Origin of the sequence: Burkholderia sp. BCC1999 (genome assembly GCF_905339975.1) — a bacterium.
Classification (GTDB): Bacteria; Pseudomonadota; Gammaproteobacteria; order Burkholderiales; family Burkholderiaceae; genus Burkholderia.
Map to the genome: position 1 here is coordinate 88,417 of NZ_CAJPHP010000021.1, position 22,540 is coordinate 110,956.

At 66.6% G+C, this 22,540-nt stretch carries 18 protein-coding genes; 14 read left to right on the forward strand and 4 right to left on the reverse strand.

The genetic code is table 11. The features are described from left to right. Positions 1-44: 44 nt before the first annotated feature. On the forward strand, positions 45-1,166 hold the full coding sequence (gene asd / locus U5809_RS26730) for an aspartate-semialdehyde dehydrogenase (protein ID WP_282510844.1): 1,122 nt from the start codon (positions 45-47) through the stop codon (positions 1,164-1,166). 99 nt (positions 1,167-1,265) lie between these two features. On the opposite strand, the gene flgE is transcribed toward asd, so the two are convergent. Beyond that, positions 1,266-2,510 (reverse strand): flagellar hook protein FlgE, encoded by a 1,245-nt coding sequence (gene flgE / locus U5809_RS26735; protein ID WP_322088714.1) that lies wholly within the window; start codon positions 2,508-2,510, stop codon positions 1,266-1,268. 837 nt (positions 2,511-3,347) lie between these two features. Here flgE and U5809_RS26740 point away from each other — a divergent pair. From U5809_RS26740 to U5809_RS26795, 12 genes are all read left to right on the forward strand, one after another. Then, the gene (locus U5809_RS26740) at positions 3,348-5,429 is read left to right on the forward strand and encodes a FimV/HubP family polar landmark protein (RefSeq protein ID WP_322088715.1); all 2,082 of its coding nucleotides are present in this window, start codon (positions 3,348-3,350) and stop codon (positions 5,427-5,429) included. Further along, a complete protein-coding gene (gene truA, locus U5809_RS26745) occupies positions 5,429-6,241 on the forward strand; it encodes a tRNA pseudouridine(38-40) synthase TruA (RefSeq protein ID WP_322088716.1) in 813 nt (270 codons plus the stop codon). The genes U5809_RS26740 and truA overlap by 1 nt, the downstream gene beginning before the upstream one ends. Beyond that, positions 6,238-6,939: a phosphoribosylanthranilate isomerase gene (locus tag U5809_RS26750; protein WP_322088717.1), complete on the forward strand. Its 702-nt coding sequence runs from the start codon at positions 6,238-6,240 to the stop codon at positions 6,937-6,939. Before truA ends, U5809_RS26750 begins: the two co-directional genes overlap by 4 nt. 54 nt (positions 6,940-6,993) lie before the next feature. Beyond that, positions 6,994-8,187 carry a tryptophan synthase subunit beta gene (gene trpB, locus U5809_RS26755; RefSeq protein WP_282510829.1) on the forward strand — a complete coding sequence of 398 codons (1,194 nt, stop codon included), beginning with the start codon at positions 6,994-6,996 and terminating at the stop codon, positions 8,185-8,187. A 9-nt stretch (positions 8,188-8,196) separates the two neighbouring features. Further along, a complete protein-coding gene (locus U5809_RS26760) occupies positions 8,197-9,048 on the forward strand; it encodes a DNA-methyltransferase (RefSeq protein ID WP_282510826.1) in 852 nt (283 codons plus the stop codon). A 40-nt stretch (positions 9,049-9,088) separates the two neighbouring features. Further along, the gene (gene trpA, locus U5809_RS26765) at positions 9,089-9,904 is read left to right on the forward strand and encodes a tryptophan synthase subunit alpha (protein WP_322088718.1); all 816 of its coding nucleotides are present in this window, start codon (positions 9,089-9,091) and stop codon (positions 9,902-9,904) included. 62 nt (positions 9,905-9,966) lie between these two features. Further along, the gene (gene accD, locus U5809_RS26770; RefSeq protein WP_322088719.1) at positions 9,967-10,839 is read left to right on the forward strand and encodes an acetyl-CoA carboxylase, carboxyltransferase subunit beta; all 873 of its coding nucleotides are present in this window, start codon (positions 9,967-9,969) and stop codon (positions 10,837-10,839) included. A gap of 99 nt (positions 10,840-10,938) precedes the next feature. After that, the gene (folC, locus tag U5809_RS26775) at positions 10,939-12,249 is read left to right on the forward strand and encodes a bifunctional tetrahydrofolate synthase/dihydrofolate synthase (RefSeq protein ID WP_322088720.1); all 1,311 of its coding nucleotides are present in this window, start codon (positions 10,939-10,941) and stop codon (positions 12,247-12,249) included. A gap of 29 nt (positions 12,250-12,278) precedes the next feature. After that, entirely contained in the window at positions 12,279-13,106 is an 828-nt protein-coding gene (locus U5809_RS26780) for an SPOR domain-containing protein (protein WP_282510818.1), read from the forward strand. Between the two features lie 6 nt (positions 13,107-13,112). Continuing rightward, positions 13,113-13,607 carry a CvpA family protein gene (locus U5809_RS26785; RefSeq protein WP_027782633.1) on the forward strand — a complete coding sequence of 165 codons (495 nt, stop codon included), beginning with the start codon at positions 13,113-13,115 and terminating at the stop codon, positions 13,605-13,607. 51 nt (positions 13,608-13,658) lie between these two features. After that, the gene (gene purF / locus U5809_RS26790; protein ID WP_322088721.1) at positions 13,659-15,191 is read left to right on the forward strand and encodes an amidophosphoribosyltransferase; all 1,533 of its coding nucleotides are present in this window, start codon (positions 13,659-13,661) and stop codon (positions 15,189-15,191) included. A 248-nt stretch (positions 15,192-15,439) separates the two neighbouring features. Beyond that, positions 15,440-16,630 (forward strand): O-succinylhomoserine sulfhydrylase, encoded by a 1,191-nt coding sequence (locus U5809_RS26795; RefSeq protein WP_176045913.1) that lies wholly within the window; start codon positions 15,440-15,442, stop codon positions 16,628-16,630. Positions 16,631-16,752: 122 nt separating this feature from the next. Here U5809_RS26795 and U5809_RS26800 read toward each other — a convergent pair whose 3' ends face one another. Genes U5809_RS26800 through U5809_RS26810 form a run of 3 tightly spaced genes read right to left on the reverse strand, consistent with a single transcriptional unit; the run spans position 16,753 to position 19,842 of the window. Next, entirely contained in the window at positions 16,753-17,709 is a 957-nt protein-coding gene (locus U5809_RS26800) for an NAD-dependent epimerase/dehydratase family protein (RefSeq protein WP_322088722.1), read from the reverse strand. Continuing rightward, positions 17,696-18,742 carry a GDP-mannose 4,6-dehydratase gene (gmd, locus tag U5809_RS26805; RefSeq protein ID WP_282510812.1) on the reverse strand — a complete coding sequence of 349 codons (1,047 nt, stop codon included), beginning with the start codon at positions 18,740-18,742 and terminating at the stop codon, positions 17,696-17,698. The genes U5809_RS26800 and gmd overlap by 14 nt, the downstream gene beginning before the upstream one ends. Before the next feature lie 35 nt (positions 18,743-18,777). After that, complete coding sequence (locus U5809_RS26810) at positions 18,778-19,842, reverse strand: acyltransferase (protein ID WP_322088723.1); 1,065 nt, start codon at positions 19,840-19,842, stop codon at positions 18,778-18,780. A 492-nt stretch (positions 19,843-20,334) separates the two neighbouring features. Between U5809_RS26810 and U5809_RS26815 the strand changes: the two genes are divergently transcribed. Further along, positions 20,335-22,527: a hypothetical protein gene (locus tag U5809_RS26815; RefSeq protein WP_322088743.1), complete on the forward strand. Its 2,193-nt coding sequence runs from the start codon at positions 20,335-20,337 to the stop codon at positions 22,525-22,527. Positions 22,528-22,540 lie beyond the last annotated feature (13 nt).

Sequence of the window (22,540 nt, forward strand, 5' to 3'; positions counted from 1 at the left end):
GACGGAAATGGCGGGGAAGCTCCATTCAAAGCAAAGGGTTAGTCATGAACGTAGGTCTCGTAGGTTGGCGCGGCATGGTCGGCAGCGTCCTGATGCAGCGCATGCAGGAAGAGGGCGATTTCGACCTGATCGAACCGGTGTTTTTCAGCACCAGCAACACGGGCGGCAAGGCGCCGTCGTTCGCGAAAAACGAGACTACGCTCAAGGACGCGACCAACGTCGACGAGCTGAAGAAGTGCGACGTGATCATCACGTGCCAGGGCGGCGACTACACGAACGACGTGTTCCCGAAGCTGCGCGCGGCCGGCTGGAACGGCTACTGGATCGACGCGGCATCGTCGCTGCGGATGAAGGATGACGCAGTCATCATCCTCGATCCGGTCAACCTCGACGTGATCAAGGATGCGCTCGTCAAGGGCACGAAGAACTTCGTCGGCGGCAACTGCACGGTCAGCCTGATGCTGATGGCGCTCGGCGGCCTGTTCCGCGAGAACCTCGTCGACTGGATGACGGCGATGACCTACCAGGCCGCATCGGGCGCGGGCGCGCAGAACATGCGCGAACTGCTCGCGCAGATGGGCACGCTGAACGGTGCGGTGAAGGAGCAGCTCGCCGATCCGTCTTCCGCGATCCTCGACATCGACCGCCGCGTGCTGGCCGCAATGAACAGCGACGCGATGCCGACCAGCAACTTCGGCGTGCCGCTGGCCGGTTCGCTGATTCCGTGGATCGACAAGGATCTCGGCAACGGGATGTCGAAGGAAGAGTGGAAGGGCGGCGCGGAAACCAACAAGATCCTCGGCAAGCCGGCAATGGGCGAGCCGGGTTCGATCCCGGTCGACGGCCTGTGCGTGCGGATCGGCGCGATGCGCTGCCACTCGCAGGCGCTGACGATCAAGCTGAACAAGGATGTGCCGCTCGACGAGATCAACGGCATCCTCGCGTCGGCGAACGATTGGGTGAAGGTCGTGCCGAACGAGCGCGAAGCGTCGATGCGCGACCTGTCGCCGGCGAACGTCACGGGCACGCTGACGGTGCCGGTCGGCCGCCTGCGCAAGCTCGCGATGGGCGGCGAATACCTGTCGGCCTTCACGGTCGGCGACCAGCTGCTGTGGGGCGCGGCCGAGCCGCTGCGCCGCATGCTGCGCATCCTGCTCGACAAGTAAATCCGCTTGCGTGTCCGGCCCGCGGGCTGGACTGCACACGAAGACGCGCCGCGTCGGCCCTGGGTTCAGGGCTGGCGCGGCGCGTTTTTCATATGCGGGTCAGCGCATGCTCAGCAGCGTCTGGTCGACGGCTTGCTGTGTCTTGATCGTCTGCGCGTTCGCTTGGTAATTGCGCTGCGCGGTGATCAGGTTGACGAGCTCGGTCGTCAGGTCGACGTTCGAGTTCTCGAGTGCGCTGCCCTGCAGCGTGCCGTGGTTCGTGCTGCCCGGCGCGGAGACTTGCGGCACGCCCGACGCGGCGGTTTCGACATACTGGTTCCCGCCGACGTTCACGAGCCCGTTCGGGTTGTTGAAATTCGCGAGCGCGATCAGGCCGAGTACCGCGCTCTGGCCGTTCGAGTAGTTGCCGGTCAGCTTGCCGTCGGTGCCGATCGAAAACGTCGTCAGCGTGCCGCTCGCGAAGCCGTCCTGCGCGAGATTGGTCACGCCGTCCTTGCCGCCGTACTGCGTCGTGCCGCCCAGGTCGAGCGTCAGGTTCTGCGGGTTGGCGCCGCCCGTCGTGTTGGGAATCGAGAACGCGAACTGGCCGAGGCTTGGAGTCGGCTGGCCGGTCGTGGCCGACGTCGTCGAGCTGATCCGGCCCGACGTATCGAACGTGACGGTGCCGAGATTCGTCGGCGTCTGGCCCTGCACGCCCGCGTACGCCTGCCACGTGCCGGCCGCGCTCTTCGCGAAATACATCGTGACCTGGTGCGAGCCGCCGAGCGTGTCGTAGACCTGGATCGACGAGTTGTAGTTGTACGTCGTGCTGTCGCTCGCGTTGAACGGCGTCTTGGTCGGCACCTTGTCCTGCGAGTTCAGGTTGAACTGGCCGGTAATCGTGTTCGTCGCTCGCGGCGCGATGTTGTTGGTCGGCGCCTGGAGCGCCACGGTCTGCGCGGTGTTGATCACGCCGCCCGCGCCGGCCGCGTAGCCCATCAGGTTGCGGCCTTGCGAGTCGACGATGGCGCCGTACTTGTCGCGATGGAACGTGCCGTCGCGCGAGTACGTGGTCACGCCGTTGCTCGACATCTGGAAGAAGCCGTTGCCGTTGATCGCGACGTCGAGCGACGATTTCGTCGTGTTGATCGTCCCCTGGCCGAAATTCCGCTGCACCGACGCGAGCTGCGTGCCGATGCCGATCTGCGTGTTGGCCGACGTCGCGACCGAATTCGCGTACATGTCGGCGAAGTTCGCGCGCCCCTGCTTGAAGCCAACCGTGTTTGCGTTCGCGATGTTGTTGCCGATCACGTCGAGATTGCTCGACGCGCCGGTCAACCCGCTCAAACCCTGCTGATAGCCCATGTTCGATCCCCGTAACGAGCTGGTGAGTAAATGCAGCCTTGCGACTGCGCTGACTTCTGGCACTGCACGGCGTCAGCCCGGCCGATCGCGCTCCCGCCTTTCCGGCGTGGGTGAACGCAAAGGTCGAATTGCACCGATTCCTGTTTGAAGGCGATCGTATCGACGGCGATTATTTCGTCTGTGTAATTTTGTGTAATGTAATTGAATTGCTGTCGAAATGAATGCTTTTGTATGAGCAATGGATCGTGGGGTGCGAGTCGAAAGCCTTGTGGGGTGTGGCTTTGATGGGGGGAATGCGCAATTCTCCGATAAGAGAGGGGAATTGCCTTCTTATCGATAAATTGAAATTGATTTGAGTGGGATTGGCCATCCGTCAGGTTTTTTTTGATTATCGGCGGCTAATTCATTAACGGCAGGCCGCGCGAATTGTTGAGCCGACGTGTGTGATTTCGCGGTCGAGATCCAACGCCGCAGGCGCCGGTGGGCAATGCCGCCCGGGGCGTACGCGACAGCCGAGCCATTCGTTCCGGAAGCGATGATGTCGCGATGTCTTTCATCCATGGGGCGGGTTGGTTCGATCAATCCGGTGTGCCGGCCACCGGGTGCGGACCCGGGGAGGCTGCGGCCCTCCGAGCTCCGGGCGGCAGCGCCCGGTTGCACCGGCCGGCGACGAATTCGGCCCGAACGCGATCGCGTGAAGTAAACTACGCGGTTACGACGCACAGACCAGCCGAAAGCGTCGCGTTCCGCGCGACGCTTTTGCATTTCTGCGGCAACTTTATTGACGCCTTCAACCGCGAATCCGAGCCGCGCCCGCGCGCGGCGATAGAGCCAACGATGTCCCGAATTTCCTTGTTTCCGCGTCAGTCCCGTCTGTCGCGCGCCGTGCGTGGCGCGCTGGCGATCCTGGCGCTTGGCGCAGCCGCATCGGCCTGGGCCGTCGGCACCGTCGAACTGCCGGCGTCGGCTGCCGGCGGCGCCGCACCGCTCACCGTGACGGTCCAGCCGGGCCAGTCGCTGAACGACATCGCGAAAGCCGCCACGCAATCGCACGATCCCGGCGTGCTCGCGCGTGCCGGCCGCGCGCTGTTCGACGCCAATCCGCAGGCGTTCATGAAGCGCGACGCGAGCCGCCTGAAAGTCGGCGCGACGCTGACCGTGCCCGCGCTCGACGCAACCGGCGCGGCACTCGTGCCGGCCGGTGCCGTCGCTGCATCGGGTACGGCGTCCGCGTCCGCGCCTGCCGCTGCATCCGGCAGCGCCGCGGAAGCGCAGCATGGCGCGTACGCGCCGCATCCGGGGTCGGCCGTGCAGTCGGCACCGGTCACACCGGCCGTCCACGCGGCTCCGGTGAGTGGCGCGAGCGTTGTGACGGCAGCGGGGGCGTCGGCTTCGGTCGGCGCTTCGGCGGCGCACGGTGCGTCGGCGGCCGACAGCCTGCAGCCGGCGGCACCTGCTGCAGGCGCAAGCGGTCCGCATGTGTGGAGCGGGGCGATCCAGTCGGCGCCGTCGTCCGCGAGCGAGGCCGCGGTCCAGCCGGTGCCGGGCAGCCAGGTTTCGGGTTCGCACGAACCGGCTGGTGCGGCGCCCGCCACGGGCGCGTCGCAGCCGCGACCGTCGAGCCTGCAGCAGTTGCTGGCGCTGAAGAACCGCGTGCTGATGGAGTTGCAGAAGCACGGCATCGGCAAGCCGGGCACGACGAACGACGTCGCACCGGTGCCCACGCCGGCACCCGCCGTGCCGCGCCCGGCCGCGAACGATGCCGGTGCGTCGGCAGCCGCGTCGACAGCAAGCGAAGCGGCGTCCGGCGTCGCTGCCAGCGCGGCGCAACCGGCATCGGTGCCTGCTCAACCGGTTGCACCTGTCGCGACGCCGGTGCGCCGTACCGAGCAAATGGACTGGCGTCCTGCCGCCGTGGCCGGCGCAGCCGTGATCGTGCTCGCGGCCGGTTTTGCGTGGCGCAAGCGCCGGAAGGGCCGCGGAGCGGGCGATGCGGGTGTGGCGGCAACCGCGGCAGGTGCTGCCGTGACCCCGGAAGCCGAAGCCGCGCCGTCGATCGACCGCGAGCTGCCGATCCTGCCCGAGATGCCGGTCGCGCGCGACGCGGCGTCCGATCAGTACCTCGCTGCGGCGACGGCCGCTGCGGCCGAAACGGTCGAGCCGACTGCCGTTGACGCGGCGTCGACGCCGGAAGTCGCGAAGCCGCATGACGAGCATCCCGAATTGCCGGCCGCGCAAGCGGCAGTGCCGCTCGCGAGCGACGCAGCGCCGGTTCCCGTTCCGCACGATGCAGAACCGGCAGAAAAGGCCGCCGCCAAGCCGGCCGACACGCCTGCCGCGCCTTCGACGACCGACGCGCAACACGCGACGCTGATGCAGAACGCAATCAGCGCGCTCAGCAGCCTCGACATGCCGTTGCCGCCGCGGACGTCGGGCGGCGCGCCGCTGACACCGGACGAGCTGTCAGCGCGGGCAGGGCAGTCCGATGCCGACAAATTTGCAACTAACGGTCAAATCGCATCGCACCCGCCGATTGGCTCGAACCATCCGGCCCACGAACATCCGGCCGACCAGGACGACGAGTACGATTGGGATCCGGATGCGGCGACGCCCGCCGGCCATGCGGTCAGCGCCCCTGCGCTGTCGTCGCTGCCGTCGCTCGGCGGCGCGCAGTTCGGCGCGCTGAAGCTCGATTTCGATCTCGACCTGCCGTCCGCGCCGGGCGCCACGCTGCCCGCGCTGACGGCGGACGAACTCGCCCGGATCGCGCGCAACAAGCTCGATCTCGCATCGGAGTACGTCGAACTGGGCGACCTGTCCGGCGCACGGACGCTGCTGCAGGAAGTGGTCGACGCGAACGACACCGCGACGCGCGACGATGCGCGCGCGCTGCTCGCGAAGCTGGCGGACGAGGCGTGATGCGGATCGCACTGGGCGTCCAGTACGACGGCGCGGCGTTCTGCGGCTGGCAGGCGCAGCCGCACGGCAAGACCGTGCAGGACCGGCTCGAGCATGCGCTGGCCGAGTTCGCGCGGGTGCCGCTGCATACGACGGTCGCCGGCCGGACCGACACCGGCGTGCACGGGCTCGGGCAGGTCGTGCACTTCGACACCGATCTCGATCGCGAGGTGTTCTCGTGGGTGCGCGGCACCAACGCGTTCCTGCCGTCGACCGTGTCGGTGCAATGGGCGAAGCCGATGCCGGACACGTTCCACGCGCGGTTCTCCGCGTTCGAGCGCACCTATTACTACGCGCTGTACGTGCATCCCGTGCGCTCGCCGATGCTGGCCGGGCGCGCGGGCTGGATTCACACGCCGCTCGACGACGACGCGATGCGCGCCGCCGCCGCGCACCTGATCGGCGAGCACGATTTCTCGTCGTTCCGGTCGTCGGAATGCCAGTCGAAGACGCCGGTCAAACACCTGTATCAGATCGACGTGCGGCGCGCGGGGCATTTCATCCATTTCCGCTTCCGTGCGAACGCGTTCCTGCATCACATGGTGCGCAACCTGATGGGCTGCCTCGTCGCGGTCGGGCGCGGCCGCTATCCGGCCGACTGGCTCGCCGACGTGCTGGCCGGGCGCGACCGCAATCTCGCGGCGCCCACGTTCATGGCCGACGGGCTGTACCTCGCCCACGTCGGCTACCCGGCGGAATTCGCCGTCCCGCCCGCGCAGCTCGGCAGCGTGCCGTGGAGCAGCGTCTGGGCCGATCTGGACCCTCAATCATGACGGATCACGCCGTGTCTTCCCCGACTCCCGCCGCCACCGGCCTGCCGCCGCGCACGCGCATCAAGCTGTGCGGGCTGTCGCGCCCCGAGGACGTGCTGCACGCGGCGGCGCTCGGCGCCGATGCGATCGGCCTCGTGTTCTACCCGAAGAGCCCGCGCGCGGTGACCATCGCGCAGGCGGCCGAGCTGGCGAGCCTCGCGCCGCCGTTCGTGTCGGTGGTCGGGCTGTTCGTGAATGCGACCGAGGCCGAGATCGAGGCCGTCGTGCGCGACGTGCCATTGACGATGCTGCAGCTCCACGGCGACGAGACGCCCGAGCAGTGCGACGCGCTCGGCCGCGCGGCACGCCTGCCGTGGCTGCGCGCGGTGCGCGTCGGCCCCTCGACGCAGCCGTCCGATTTGGTAGAATCGGCTCTTCATTATTCGAAAGCGCGCGGCCTCCTGTTCGACACCCTGGTGCCGGATTATGGCGGTAGCGGCAAGGTCTTCGATTGGTCTCTTATTCCCGCAGAGCTCGCGCATCGGGCCGTTTTGAGTGGTGGCTTGAGCGCGCAAAACGTCGGTGATGCGATCCGCCAGTTGCGTCCGTTTGCTGTCGATGTCTCGAGTGGCATCGAAGTGGAGGGCGCAAAGGGCGTGAAGGATCACGCCCGGATGGCGGCGTTCGTACGCGCAGTGCGCGAAGCGGACGCCCGGTGATGCAAGCGGTGCGGCCCCGAAAGCGGGGCGCACCGACCGATCGAGAGAGACACCATGTACAACCTTCCTGATGATCGCGGCCACTTCGGCCCGTATGGCGGCGTGTTCGTCGCCGAGACGCTGATTCACGCGCTGGACGAACTGCGCGCGGCGTATGAAAAATTCCGGACCGATCCCGATTTCGTCGCCGAATACGAGCGCGAACTGAAGTATTTCGTCGGCCGTCCGTCGCCGATCTACCACGCGCAGCGCTGGAGCGAGATGCTCGGCGGCGCGCAGATCTACCTGAAGCGCGAGGACCTGAACCACACGGGCGCGCACAAGATCAACAACGTGATCGGCCAGGCGCTGCTCGCGAAGCGCATGGGCAAGAAGCGCGTGATCGCGGAAACCGGCGCCGGCCAGCACGGCGTGGCGACCGCGACGATCTGCGCGCGCTTCGGGATGGAGTGCATCGTCTACATGGGCGCCGAGGATGTGCGCCGGCAGGCCGCGAACGTGTACCGGATGAAGCTGCTCGGCGCGACGGTCGTGCCGGTCGAATCGGGCTCGCGCACGCTGAAGGACGCGCTGAACGAAGCGATGCGCGACTGGGTCACGAACATCGAGAGCACGTTCTACATCATCGGCACGGTCGCGGGTCCGCACCCGTACCCGATGATGGTGCGCGACTTCCAGCGCGTGATCGGCGACGAGTGCAAGGTGCAGATGCCCGAACTCGCGGGCCGCCAGCCCGACGCGGTGATCGCCTGCGTCGGCGGCGGTTCGAACGCGATGGGTATCTTCTATCCGTACATCGACGATAAATCGGTGCAGCTGATCGGCGTCGAAGCGGCCGGCGACGGCCTCGACACCGGCCATCACGCGGCATCGCTGATCGCCGGCAGCCCGGGCGTGCTGCACGGCAACCGCACGTACCTGCTGCAGGACGACAACGGCCAGATCATCGAGACGCATTCGGTATCGGCCGGCCTCGACTATCCGGGCGTCGGCCCCGAACACGCCTGGCTGAAGGACAGCGGCCGCGCGCAGTACGTGCCGATCACCGACGACGAGGCGCTGAAGGCCTTCCACGATTGCTGCCGGATCGAGGGGATCATTCCCGCGCTCGAGTCGAGCCACGCGATCGCGTACGGCGTGAAGCTCGCGCCGACGTTGCCGAAGGACAAGATCCTGCTCGTCAACCTGTCGGGCCGCGGCGACAAGGACATGCACACGGTCGCCGAGCGATCGGGCATCGACCTCTGACCCCGACCGATGCGTGATCTGATCGAAGAGCCGGGCGGCGGTGCCGCGAGCGAGGCGGAGGCGGTTCAGCCCGCCGCCGCGGTGCCGCGCGCGCTGCCGTCCGGTATCGAACTGCATAACCGCGATTTCCTGACCGATGCCGTGCACCTGCCGGATGCGTCGATCGACCTGATCGTCGCCGATCCGCCGTACGGGCTCGGCAAGGACTACGGCAACGACTCGGACAAGCGTTCGGGCGACGATTTCCTCGCGTGGACGCGCGAGTGGCTCGAGCTCGCGATTCCGAAGCTGAAGCCGAGCGGGTCGATGTACATCTTCTGCACGTGGCAGTACGCGCCGGAAATCTTCAGCTTCCTGAAGACGCAGCTCACGATGGTCAACGAGATCATCTGGGACCGGCGCGTGCCGAGCATGGGCGGCACGACGCGCCGTTTCACGTCGGTGCACGACAACATCGGCTTTTTCGCGGTTTCCAAGGCGTATTACTTCGATCTCGATCCGGTCCGCATCCCGTACGACGCCGATACGAAGAAGGCCCGCTCGCGCAAGCTGTTCGAGGGCAGCAAGTGGCTGGAGATGGGCTACAACCCGAAGGACGTCTGGTCGGTCTCGCGCCTGCACCGGCAGCACGCGGAGCGCGTCGATCATCCGACCCAGAAGCCGCTGGAAATCATCGAGCGGATGGTGCTCGCAAGCTGCCCGCCGGGCGGCCGCGTGCTCGATCCGTTCATGGGCAGCGGCACGACCGCGGTGGCCTGCGCACGGCAGGGGCGCGACTTCGTCGGCTACGAGATCAACGAAAGCTATTGTGCGATCGCGCACGAGCGCGTGAACGCGCTCGCTGCGCCGGCGTGCGCGTGAATCGCGCAGCCGCGTCGCCGAAGCATTGAGGAAAATTGCCATGTCCCGTATTCAGCAAACCTTCGCCGCACTCGCCGAACAAGGCCGTAAGGGCCTGATCCCGTTCATCACGGCCGGCGACCCCGATCCCGCGAAAACCGTCGAATTCATGCACGCGCTCGCCGCAGGCGGCGCGGACGTGATCGAACTCGGCGTGCCGTTCTCGGACCCGATGGCCGACGGCCCCGTGATCCAGCGCTCGTCGGAACGCGCGCTCGCGCGCGGCGTCACGTTGAAGAGCGTGCTCGCCGACGTGAAGCGCTTTCGCGAAACCGACCCCAAAACCCCCGTCGTGCTGATGGGCTATGCGAACCCGATCGAACGGATGGGCGTCGACGCGTTCGCGGCCGAGGCGCACGCGGCCGGTGTCGACGGCGTGCTGGTGGTCGACTATCCGCCGGAAGAGGCGGGCGTATTCGCCGAAAAGATGCGCGCCGCGCAGATCGATCCGATCTTCCTGCTCGCGCCCACGTCGACCGACGAACGCATCGCCGACGTCGGCAAGATCGCGAGCGGCTACGTGTATTACGTGTCGCTCAAGGGCGTGACCGGCGCGGGAAATCTGGATGTTTCGAGCATTGCGGGTAAAATCCCGGCCATCAAGTCGCGCGTGCCGGTTCCGGTGGGCGTCGGCTTCGGTATCCGCGACGCTGAAACGGCGCGCGCGGTGGCCGAAGTGTCGGACGCCGTCGTGATCGGCAGCCGCCTCGTGCAGCTGCTCGAAAGCGCTGCGCCGGATGCTGCCGCCGCCACGCTGAAGGCTTTCATCGCCGAGCTGCGTGCCGCCCTGGACGGCGCGGGCAAGACGGCGCGATAAACACAACACAGGAAGCGGGCGGGCCAAGCGGCCCGTCCCGCCACGGAACAGGAAACCATACGATGAGCTGGCTCGACAAACTGTTGCCGCCGAAGATCAAGCAGACCGACCCGAAAAGCCGCAAGGGCATTCCGGAAGGCCTGTGGGTCAAGTGCCCGTCCTGCGAGGCCGTGCTGTACCGCAACGACGTGGACGCGAACCTGCACGTGTGCCCGAAGTGCGATCACCACATGCGCATCGGCGCGCGTGAACGCCTCGACGGGCTGCTCGATCCGGAAGGCCGCTATGAAATCGGCCAGGAAATCGTGCCGGTCGACACGCTGAAGTTCAAGGACAGCCGCAAGTACCCCGATCGTCTGAAGGAAGCGATGGACGAGACGGGCGAGACCGACGCGATGGTCGTGATGGGCGGGGCGATCCACACGCTGCCCGTCGTCGCGGCCTGCTTCGAGTTCTCGTTCATGGGCGGCTCGATGGGTTCGGTCGTCGGCGAGCGCTTCGCGCGCGGCGCGCAGAACGCGCTGGAACAGCACGTGCCGTTCATCTGCTTCACGGCGTCGGGTGGCGCACGGATGCAGGAAAGCCTGCTGTCGCTGATGCAGATGGCGAAAACCACCGCGATGCTGACCAAGCTGTCCGAAGCGAAGCTGCCGTTCATTTCGGTGCTGACCGACCCGACGATGGGCGGCGTGTCGGCGAGCTTTGCGTTCCTCGGCGACGTCGTGATCGCCGAGCCGAAGGCGCTGATCGGCTTCGCCGGCCCGCGGGTGATCGAGCAGACGGTCCGCGAGAAGCTGCCGGAAGGCTTCCAGCGCGCCGAATTCCTGCTGAAGACGGGCGCGATCGACATGATCGTCGACCGTCGCAAGCTGCGCGACGAGATTGCGCAACTGCTCGCGCTGCTGCAGCGACAGCCGGCCGACGCGCTGGCTTGACCGGCGCAAGGTGTGAACTCTGCGCGTCGCCTGGCTTCAGCGTCAGGCGGCGCGCTTCGTTTTTTGGCGTAGTGGCGGTACCGATCCAGATTTGATCCGATGAGCATTTTTCCCACTCTCGACGCGTGGCTTTCGCACCTCGAACGCGCGCACCCGGTCGGCATCGACATGGGCCTGACCCGTATCGGGCAGGTCAAGGCGGCGCTGCAGCTCGAATTCGCCTGCCCCGTCATCACCGTCGGCGGTACGAACGGCAAGGGCTCGACCTGCGCGTTCCTCGAGACGATCCTCGTGCGCGCGGGCTACAAGGTCGGCTGCCATACGTCGCCGCACCTGCTCGAATTCAACGAGCGCGCACGCGTGAACGGGCAGAACGTCACCGACGCCGAACTGCTGCCTCACTTCGAGGCAGTCGAAGCCGCGCGCACGTCGTTGCCCGAGCCCGTGTCGCTCACGTATTTCGAATTCACGACGCTCGCGATCCTGCACCTGTTCGCGTCGCGCGGGCTCGACGCGGTGATCCTCGAAGTCGGCCTCGGCGGCCGGCTCGATGCGGTCAACATCATCGATACCGATTGCGCGATCGTCACGAGCATCGACATCGATCACACCGAATATCTCGGCGACACGCGCGAGAAGATCGCGTTCGAGAAGGCCGGGATCTTCCGCGCGGGCACGCCGGCGATCTGCGGCGATCCGGCCGCGCCGCAAACGCTGATCGACCACGCCGAAGCGATCGGCGCCGACCTGTGGCTCGTCGGCCGCGATTTCCGCTACGAGGCGCAGGCCGGCTCGGAGCGCCAGCAGTGGAGCTACCTCGGCCGCGAGAAGCGCTATCCGGCGCTCGCGTATCCGGCGCTGCGCGGTGCGAATCAGCTGATCAATGCATCGGCCGCGCTCGCCGCGCTCGAGGCGCTGCGCCCGGTGCTGCCGGTGTCCGCGCAGGACATTCGGCTCGGGCTCGCCAACGTCGAGCTGCCGGGGCGTTTCCAGGTGCTGCCCGGCAAGCCGGCGATCGTGCTTGACGTCGCGCACAACCCGCATGCGTCGGCCGTGCTCGAGCAGAACCTCGGCAACATGGGCTTTTTCCCGTACACGTATGCGGTGTTCGGCGCGATGCACGACAAGGACATCGACGGCGTGCTGCAGCACCTGAAAGGCGAGATCGACCACTGGTGCGTGACCGACCTGCCGCTGCCGCGCGCGGCCTCCGCGGAGCAGCTCGAAGCCGCGCTGCGCAAGGCCGGCGTGGAGGAGGGGCCCGATTCCAGCGTGACGCGCTACGCGTCGCCTGCAGAAGCGTTTCGCGATGCACTAAAAAGAGCATCCGAGAATGATAGAATCGTGGTTTTCGGCAGTTTCCATACGGTTGCCGGCGTGCTGGCCTACCGTAAATCGCAGCAACACTGACTGACGGGCAGTTTCGGACTCAGCCATTCATGGGAATTTTCTCCTTCGGCAAAAAAGACGACGACGCGCCCCCGCGGCGCGGCGGTCGCACCGGGACCTCCCGGAACGTGCGCACGGAGCGCACCACTGAACGCGTCGAGCGCCGCTCGCGCCGCACCGAGCGTCCGGAATCGGACGCGCTGCTCCTCGATCCGACCCTTCCAGAAAAGCAACGCGCACGCCGTCGCCTCGTCGGCGCGATCGCGCTCGTCGTGGCAGCCGTGATCGTGCTGCCGATGGTGCTCGATTCGCACCCGAAGCCGGTCACGGACGATATCGCGATCGACATCCCGAACCGGCCCGCGCACCAGGCGGTCGCGCCGCGTGACGACGATGCGTCCGACGTGCAGGCAGGCGTCGCGCATGACGAACCGCCGGCCTCCGACACGGCCGTTGTGGCCGCACCGGCGCCGGTGCCGGCGCCCGCACCCAAGCCGGCCGCGAAACCCGATACGACGGCCACGGCGAGCGTGACGCCGCCGAAGCCGGCCGCCCCCGTGACGAAACCGGCAGCGCCGAAGCCTGCGCCCGCGACCGTCGCGAATGCCGACGCCGCGAGCCCGGACAGCGGCGACGCATCGTCGCCGGCATCGCCGGCCGGTGCGCGCTTCGCGGTGCAGCTCGGTTCGTTCAAGGACGACGCGACGGCCCGTTCGTGGGCCACCAAGTTGAAATCGGCGGGCGTGCCCGCATATGTCGAGCATCGCAAGCAGTCGGATGGCAGCACGGCTACACTGTTGCGTGCGGGCCCGTTCGCGGATCGCTCGGCGGCCTCCGCCGCGATCGCGAAGGTGCGCGAAGCCGGTCTGACGCAATAACGCACGATGCTGACGGCTTTCGACTACGCTGTATTGGCGGTGATCGTGTTGTCGGCGCTGCGCGGTGCGTGGCGCGGCTTCGTGTCGGAGATATTCGGGCTGATCGGCTGGATTGCGGCGATCGTGATCGCGGGCCGCTACGTCGGGCTGGTCGTGCCGTACATTCCGGCGAACTGGCCGGGCGGCGCGCTGACGCAATGGGTGATCGCTTTCGCGCTGCTCGTGATCGGCGTCGTGCTGGTCGCCGGTGTCGCCAACGCGCTGCTGTCGCGGATCGCGCAGGCGAGTGGCCTGGGCGGCGTCGACCGCTCGCTGGGCATGATGTTCGGGCTCGTCCGCGGCTGTGTGCTGGTGGTGCTGCTGGTCGCGGCGGCCGGGCTGACCGAACTGCCCAAACAGGATTTCTGGCGCAATGCGCTATTGCGTCCTTTCGCCGAACAGGGCGTGCACGAGCTGAAGCAGCTCCTGCCCGACGGCATGGCCCAGTACGTACGCGTGTGACGACGCGGCCGGGCAGGACGGAACCGATTTTGTCATTCTGAAGGACATGCCATGTGCGGCATCGTAGGCGTTATCTCCCAATCCCCGGTCAATCAGCTGATCTATGACAGCCTGCTGCTCCTGCAGCATCGCGGTCAGGATGCGGCGGGCATCGCGACGGTGGACGGCAGCAATTTCCACATGTACAAGGCGAACGGCATGGTGCGCGACGTGTTCCGCACGCGCAACATGCGCAGCCTGCCCGGCACCTACGGCATCGGCCAGGTGCGCTACCCGACGGCCGGTTCGGCGTCGAGCGAGGCCGAAGCGCAACCGTTCTACGTGAACGCGCCGTTCGGGATCATCCTTGCACACAACGGCAACCTGACGAACTGGCAGCAACTGAAGGACGAGATGTTCCGGATCGATCGCCGGCACATCAACACCAATTCCGACAGCGAAGTGCTGCTCAACGTGTTCGCGCACGAGCTGCAACTGTCGACCACGGGCCTCGAGCTCGACCCGGCCTCGGTGTTCAAGGCGGTCTCCGGCGTGCATCGCCGCCTGCAGGGCTCGTATGCGATCGTGTCGCTGATCGCCGGCTACGGCCTGCTCGCGTTCCGCGATCCGTTCGGCATCCGCCCGCTGTGCATCGGCAAGCTCGAAACGGAACACGGCACCGAGTGGATGGTCGCGTCGGAGTCGGTGGCCGTCGAAGGCATCGGTTTCGAATTCGTGCGCGACGTGCAGCCGGGTGAAGCGATCTTCATCGATCCGGCCGGCAACTTCCACAGCCAGCAGTGCGCGGAGCAGCCGACGCTGAATCCGTGCATGTTCGAATACGTGTACCTCGCGCGTCCGGATTCGTGCCTCGACGGCGTGCCGGTCTACAACGTGCGCCTGCGCATGGGCGACTATCTCGCCGAGAAGATCAAGCGCGAACTGCCGAACGTGCCGATCGACGTCGTGATGCCGATTCCCGATTCGTCGCGCCCGGCCGCGATGCAGGTCGCCGCGAAGCTCGGTGTCGAGTATCGCGAGGGCTTCTTCAAGAACCGCTACGTCGGCCGTACGTTCATCATGCCGGGGCAGGCCGTGCGCAAGAAGTCGGTGCGCCAGAAGCTCAACGCGATGAGCATCGAGTTCAAGGACAAGAACGTGCTGATCGTCGACGATTCGATCGTGCGCGGCACGACCTCGCATGAAATCGTGCAGATGGCGCGCGATGCGGGCGCGAAGTCGGTGATCTTCGCGTCGGCGGCGCCGCCCGTGAAGTTCCCGAACGTGTACGGCATCGACATGCCGACGCGCGGCGAGCTCGTCGCACACGGCCGCACCGACGAAGAAGTCGCGAAGATGATCGGCGCCGACCACCTGATCTACCAGGACGTCGACGACCTGCGCCGCGCGGTGCGCGACATCAATCCGAAGCTCGAAGGTTTCGAGGCATCGTGCTTCGACGGCAACTACATCACCGGCGACGTGACGCCCGAGTATCTCGATGCGATCGAGCGTGCGCGTCTCGCGCCGGCGTCGCAGGCCGATCGCGATACGGCCGGCGACACCGAGCGTTCGCAGATGAACCTGCAGCTGTCGGTCGAGTGACACCGGCGCACGCTTGCGGAGAAGCGTGATAGGATGTGGCCTTGCGTCGATTTGATATCAGCTTGCGGACGCGGGGCGACTTCCCAAAACAGCTAAAGCGAAGGCCGGTGGCAACCGGCCCGAGTCGATCGCTGTCGTACCGCACCTAAGCCCGCTGATGCAGACGCATAGCGGGCTTTTTGTTTTTTTGGCCTGGTTTTGATCTGGCCTGCGCGTCGCGCGTGGCCATCGGATACGGAAAACGGAACATGGACGACTCCCTCAACTTCGACACGCTTGCCGTGCGCGCAGGCACGCTGCGCAGCGACTTCAACGAACACTCGGAAGCGCTGTTCCTCACGTCGAGCTTTTGCTTCCAGAGCGCGGCCGACGCGGCCGAGCGCTTCGCGAATTCGGAAGACTACTTCACCTATTCGCGCTTCACGAACCCGACCGTCACCATGTTCCAGGAGCGTCTCGCGGCGCTCGAGGGCGGCGAGGCATGCATCGCGACGGCGTCGGGGATGGCCGCGATCATGTCGGTCGTGATGTCCGCACTGCAGGCCGGCGACCACCTCGTCAGCTCGCGCAGCCTGTTCGGCTCGACGCTCGGGATGTTCTCGCAGATCTTCAGCAAGTTCGGGATCACGACGACCTTCGTCGACCCGACCGACCTGAACGCATGGCAGGAAGCCGTGCGGCCGGAAACGAAGATGTTCTTCCTCGAGACGCCGTCGAACCCGCTGACCGAACTCGCCGACATCGAGGCGATCGGCAAGATCGCGAAGGCCGCGAACGCGCTGTTCGTCGTCGACAACTGTTTCTGCAGCCCGGTGCTGCAGCAGCCGCTGAAGCTCGGCGCGGATGTCGTGATGCACTCGGCGACGAAATTCCTCGACGGCCAGGGCCGCGTGCTCGGCGGCGCGCTGGTCGGCTCGAAGGAATTCATCATGGGCAAGGTGTTCCCGTTCGTGCGCAGCGCGGGCCCGACGCTGTCGGCGTTCAACGCATGGGTGCTGCTGAAGGGGATGGAGACGCTGTCGTTGCGCGTCGAGAAGCAATCGGCGAACGCGCTGGAGATCGCGCGCTGGCTCGATTCGCATCCGGCCGTCGCGCGCGTGTTTCATCCGGGGCTCGAATCGCACCCGCAGCACGAACTCGCGAAGCGTCAGCAGAAGGCGGGCGGGGCGATCCTGTCGTTCGAGCTGAAGGGCGATACACCCGAACAGCAGCGCGCGAATGCATGGCGCGTGATCGACAACACGAAGCTGATCTCGATCACCGGCAACCTCGGCGACACGCGTACGACCATTACGCATCCGGCGACCACCACGCACGGCCGCATCACGCCGGAAGCGCGCGCGGCGGCGGGGATCACCGAAGGGCTGATCCGCTTGTCGGTCGGCCTGGAGGATGCGGGCGACCTGCGCAAGGACCTCGCGCGCGGGCTGGAAGGCTGAGCGCGGCATGTCACGCATGTCGTGACGTGATTTGACGTGAAGATGGAAGAAGGGCCGTTCGCTTGCGCGAACGGCCCTTCTTTTTCGTGTCGATGAAGTCGCGCGGCGTGGCCGGTGCGACGTCAGTCAGCGTGCGTGTCGTTGCGCATCGCATCGACCATCCATCGCAGCGTTTCGTCGAGCGGCGTGACGGGCAGCTCGCCCACCGTGCGCCGCAGCTTGTCGCGCGACCCGGAGAGGCGCTTCACCTCGTTGTGCCGCACGAAACGCGGATCGATCGTCACGTCGATCACGTAACCGGCGATGCGCGACAGCATCGCCAGCACTTCCTTCAGCGAATATGCGCGCTCCGAGCACACGTTGAACGTCTCGCCGGCCGGCGCGGCTTCGACCAGCTTCAGATAGGCGGCCGTCACGTCGCGCACGTCGGAGAAATCGCGGCTCACGTCCAGGTTGCCGAGCGAGATCCGCGGCGCGTTGCGCGCGTAGTGCGCGACGAGCTTCGGCAGCAGGTACGCGTCGCTCTGGCCGACACCCGTGTAGTTGAACGGCCGCGCGATCACGATCGGCAGCCGGTCGGCCCACAGCTTCGCCGCATATTCCATCGCGAGCTTGCTGACCGCGTAGTCGTTTGCCGGGGCCGGCGCGACGGTTTCGTCGAGCACACCGGCCGTCGAATTGCCGTAGATGTTCGCACTGCTTGCCAGCAGCACCGCCGCAGGGCGGTGATCGAGGCCCGCGAGCGCGGCCAGCAGGTTGCGCGTGCCGACGATGTTGACCGCGTAGGTTTGCGACGGCTCATCCTGTGCGACATGGGCGCGCGCGGCGAGATGCACGACCGCATCGGGTCGTGCGTCCGCCGCGGCTGCGCGCATGGCATCGGCGTCCAGCAGGTCGACGGGCAGCAGCGTGCAGTGCGCGAACGCCGGATCGTCGGGGCGCGGCACGCCGGGCGCGACCGTGCCCCAGACTTCATAGCCGGCCGCCTGCAGGCGTTCGGCCATGTAGCGGCCCGTGAAGCCCGTCAGGCCCGTGACGAACGCACGGCGCGACGGGCGGCCGGTTTCAGAACGTGTCATGGTGTTGATTCCGCGTCAAATCCGCTTCGACCATCATCTGGCAAAGTTGTTCGAGCGTCGTCTCCGGTACCCAGCCAAGTTTGGCTTTAGCCTTGTCCGCGCAGCCGATCAGCAGGTCGACCTCGGCAGGGCGGTAGAACTTCGGGTTCACCTGGACGAGCACGTTGCCGGTCGCCGCGTCGAGGCCGCGTTCCTGCTCGCCCTTGCCGGTCCATTCGATCTGGTAGCCGGCCGCCGCGAACGCCATCCGCACGAAGTCGCGCACGGTCTCGGTACGGTTGGTCGCCAGCACGTAGGTGTCGGGTTCGTCGGCCTGCAGCATGCGCCACATGCCTTCGACGTATTCGAGTGCAAAGCCCCAGTCGCGCTTCGCATCGAGGTTGCCGAGCTCGAGGCGCGTCGCCTTGCCCAGCTTGATCTTCGCGATCGTGTCGGTGATCTTGCGCGTGACGAACTCGCGGCCGCGCAGCGGCGACTCATGGTTGAACAGGATGCCGCTGCTGCCGAACAGGCCGTAGGACTCGCGGTAGTTCACGGTCATCCAGTGCGCGTACAGCTTCGCGACGCCGTACGGGCTGCGCGGATAGAACGCGGTCGTTTCGGTCTGCGGAATCGCCTGCACCTTGCCGAACATCTCCGACGTCGATGCCTGGTAGAAGCGCGTCTTCGGGCTCACGACACGGATCGCCTCGAGCAGGTTCAGCGGGCCGATGCCGGTCACTTCGGCGGTCGTCGCCGGCTGGTCGAACGACACGCCGACGAAGCTTTGCGCGGCGAGGTTGTACAACTCGTCGGCCTGCGTGCGTTCGAGCAGGCGCAGGCTCGAGCCGGCGTCGGTCAGGTCGTGTTCGACGAGCGTGAGGTTCGGGTGCGTGTCGACACCGAGCTCGGCGATGCGCCAGAAATTCACCGAGCTGGTGCGGCGGTAGGTGCCGGTGACCTCGTAGCCCTTGTCGAGCAGCAGCTTGGTCAGGTACGCACCGTCTTGCCCCGAAATCCCGGTGATGATGGCCTTTTTACGAGTTTGGCTCATGGCGTTGTCCTGGTAGAAACGATGGATGGTGAAATTCAGGCGGTCGTGCCGGCGGCAGCCGGAAGCGCGCGGCGTGCGGGGCCGCGCGTCAGGCGCCGTTCGAAGCCGTACCAGCTCAGGGTCGCGTAAGCGAGCGTGATCGCCAGCGCGAGCGCGGCCGTGACGAAGCGGTTCAGGTGCAGCGGCCAGAGCGCGTACAGCACGCTCAAGTGGATCAGGTACACGGTGTAGCTGACGGTGCCGACGTAGACGAGCATCGGGTTGGTCAGCACGCGTTGCACGAGGCCGCGGCCGCGCAGCGCGATCACGACGATCGACGTGCACAGCAGCAGCGAGATGCTGTAGAGCGCCGCATTCGACAGCGGCGTGTTGGCGGCGCGGAAGCGCGGGAACGACAGGTGCAGCCAGCCGAGGATCGCGAGCGACACGAGCGCGCCGACGATCGCGAGCGGGTAGAACGGCTCCAGCGCGCGCCGGTCGCGGCGCAGCACGATCGCGAGCAGCGCGCCGGCCGCGAGCAGATCCATCCGGAACGGCGTCAGGTAGTAGATCGGCCAGAACGAGTCGAACCACGGCGTCGCGATCGCACGCAGCACGGGGGCTGCCACGACCAGCGCGGCGGCGACCCACAGCAGCGCACGCTCCGAGCACCACAGCACGACGAACGGCCAGAAGATATAAAACTGCTCCTCGACCGCGAGCGACCACAGCACGTTCAGGCTGTCGTGGCCGATGCTGCCGAGCGATAGCCCGATGTTGGTCGAGAAAAACGCAAACCACGGCCAGTGCGGCAGCCAGCTCGCGCCGAACAGGATCGTCGACACCACCAGCAGCAGCACGTACGGCGGCAGGATGCGGCGCACGCGGCGCGCATAGAAGTGGCTGAAGTACGACTGCCCGCGCGCCTTGCGATCGAGCAGGATGCCGGTGATCAGCAGCCCGCTCAGCACGAAGAACAGGTCGACGCCCATCCACAGCGGCGCTTTGAGCGCGTGCTGCAGGAACACGGCGCCCACCGCGATCGCGCGCAGCCCGTCGAGCTGCACGATGCGGCCGTGTTGCGGCTGGGTCAGGTCAGCGGGTCGCGAGATGCCTGTCATCGCGCCGCTCCTTCGAGACGCGCGGCGGGGGCCGCGGCGTGTCGCACATCCGATGCGTGAACGTAATGCATGCCATTAAATGAAATATCGAGTCGAAATCGATTCTAGGGAAAAGAAATCGGCAAAAAAACGCGCGTCATTTATCTGACGGAAAACATTCAAATGTCGATTATTCCGGTCGCGAGATGAAAGGTTGGCGCCCGGACAGCCCTGACAGGCGGTGCGGAGCGGCATTTTCTACGTGATGGCGAGCGAAATGCGGTCGTTATTGCCGTTTCCGGATGCGATTTTCTGCCTGTTCCGGTTCGATATTTCAGCCAGAAACATCCCCAAATATTTCCAAATTTCTTGTGATTATTTTTGCTTGTAACCTGCATCGCGACGTTTGAAACCCATTAAGCGACAGGGCGCGCCGGCGGCAGTCCGCGGCGACGCCGGTCGCTGTTGCATCAAGTCTGGAGAAGCGCATTGCGACGTCTGATTCTGGTAGGCATGACGGTAAGCGCGGCGCTGCTGACGAGCGCCGCGCCGGCCGAAACGGTGTTGCCCGCGACGACGTCGTGGATCGGCAACACGTTCGGCTATGGAGACGGCAGCTGGACGCAGATCGACATCCGCGCGATTGCGGTGACGCCTGAAGGCAAGGTGTATACGAACGCGCCGTGGGACGAGAGCGGGGCCGAGGCGAGTGTCTACCAGGACGGGAAGATGCTCGGCTTCGCCGGCGGCACGCACGGTTGGGGCAATCTCGGTGGCAACGCGATCGCCGTGAACAGCAAGTACGCGTATGTCGCGATCGGCGTCGGCAACGAGCGCGGTCACCTGCAGTCGCCCGGCATCTGGCCGGACAAGGGCAAGCAGTGGTTCGGCATCTCGCGGCGCACGATCGGCGACATGAAGCAGCCCGCGCCGTTTCGCGCATCGCCGCAGGTCGCACCGGGCGGGCGCGCCGATGCCGGCCGCGCGCGGATGGCCGCGAGCTTCATGATGATGAACGAGGTGCCGGCCCCCGCGCGCTCGGAAGTGGGCGAGGCGAAGGCGGAAGTGGGCGGCCTCGCGGCAGACGACAAGACGCTGTTCGCGACGAATCCGTCGCGCGACGTCGTGGATGTCTACGACGCCGAGACGATGCAGCAGAAGGGAACGTGGAGCGCGCACGAGCCGGGCCGCATCGCGCTCGCGGGTGACGGCACGCTGTGGCTGCTGACCGATACGCTGAGCGGGCCCGCGCATCTCGTGCACGTGCGTGCCGACGGCCGCAAGCTCGACGACGCGCCCGCGCTGCCGGAAGGCACCGACGCGGTGGATGTGGCGGTCGACGCGAAAGGGCGCGTGCTCGTCGCGGACAACGGGCCGCGCCAGCAGATCCTGATTTTCTCGAAAGGCGGCAAGGGCTATGCGCAGTCGGGCACCTTCGGCGAGCGCGGCGGCATCTTCGCGGGCCCCGTGCCGGGGCGGCCGGGGCCGCAGCGCTTCAACGGGCTGACGGGCGTCGGCGTCGACCGCGCGGGCAACATCTATGTGTCGATGAACGGCATCGGGCCGCGCCACGACACGCTCGGCGCCGGGCTCGGCGCGGTGCTCGAAAGCTACACGCCGGACGGCAAGCCGCGCTGGCAGGTGCAGGGGCTGCTGTTCGTCGATGGCGCGTGGCTCGACCCCGCGCGGCCGAACAGCGTGTACACGGGCAACAAGCGCTTCGAGCTCGACCTGTCGAAGCCGCCGGGCCAGGACTGGAAATACGTCGGCTTCCTGTCGAACCGCTTCAAGTATCCGGACGACCCGGTGTTCCATACCGACCAGTGGCCGGGCATGCCGATCGCGCGTCGCCTGGACGGCCGCACGTTCCTGTACCTGACCGACATGTACGCCGATCACCTGAAGATCTACCGCTTCGACGCGAAGCGCGACGGCGAGGTCGCGATTCCGTCGGGCCTGATCGCGGGCCGCGCGCGGCCGGTCGACAAGGTGCCGAACAAGCCGCCGGGCGGCGACTGGCTGTGGCGCGACGCGAACGGCAACGGCCGGATCGATGCCGACGAGGCCGAGATCAACACGACCGGCAAGGCGAAGGCGGGCGGCTGGGGCTGGTGGGTCGACACGAAGGGCGACATCTGGCGCACGAGCGACGTGCGCGGCATCCACCGCTTCCAGTACGGCGGCGTCGACAAGGCCGGCAACCCGATCTACTCGTACGACAAGGTCACGACCTACCCGATGCCGCAGCCGTTCACGCAGCTGCGCCGCGCGATCTACGAGCCGCAGACCGACACGCTGTACGTGACCGGCTACACGGCCGACGCGCCGCCCCAGCCGGGCATCAACAAGGAAGTGGGGCGCGTGCTGATCCGCTTCGACAAATGGTCGACGGGCTCGCCGGTCGTGCGCTACCAGGTGGCGCTGCCGTGGAAGCTCGATGCGAAGCCGATCTTCGACCTGATCGGGATCACGGTCGAGGGCCGCTACATCTTCACCGTGGAGCCGGTCGGCAAGATCCACGTGTACGACAAGGACACCGGCAAGGAAGTGGGCGTGATGAGCCCGGGCGCCGAGGTCGGCAAGGCATCCGGCTGGGTCGACGTGCCGTTCGGCATCAGTGCGTTCCGGCGCGAAAACGGCGAATACCTCGTGTTCGTCGAGGAAGACGCGCGCGGCAAGGTGCTGATGTATCGCTGGAAACCGTGACGAACGGCGTCAC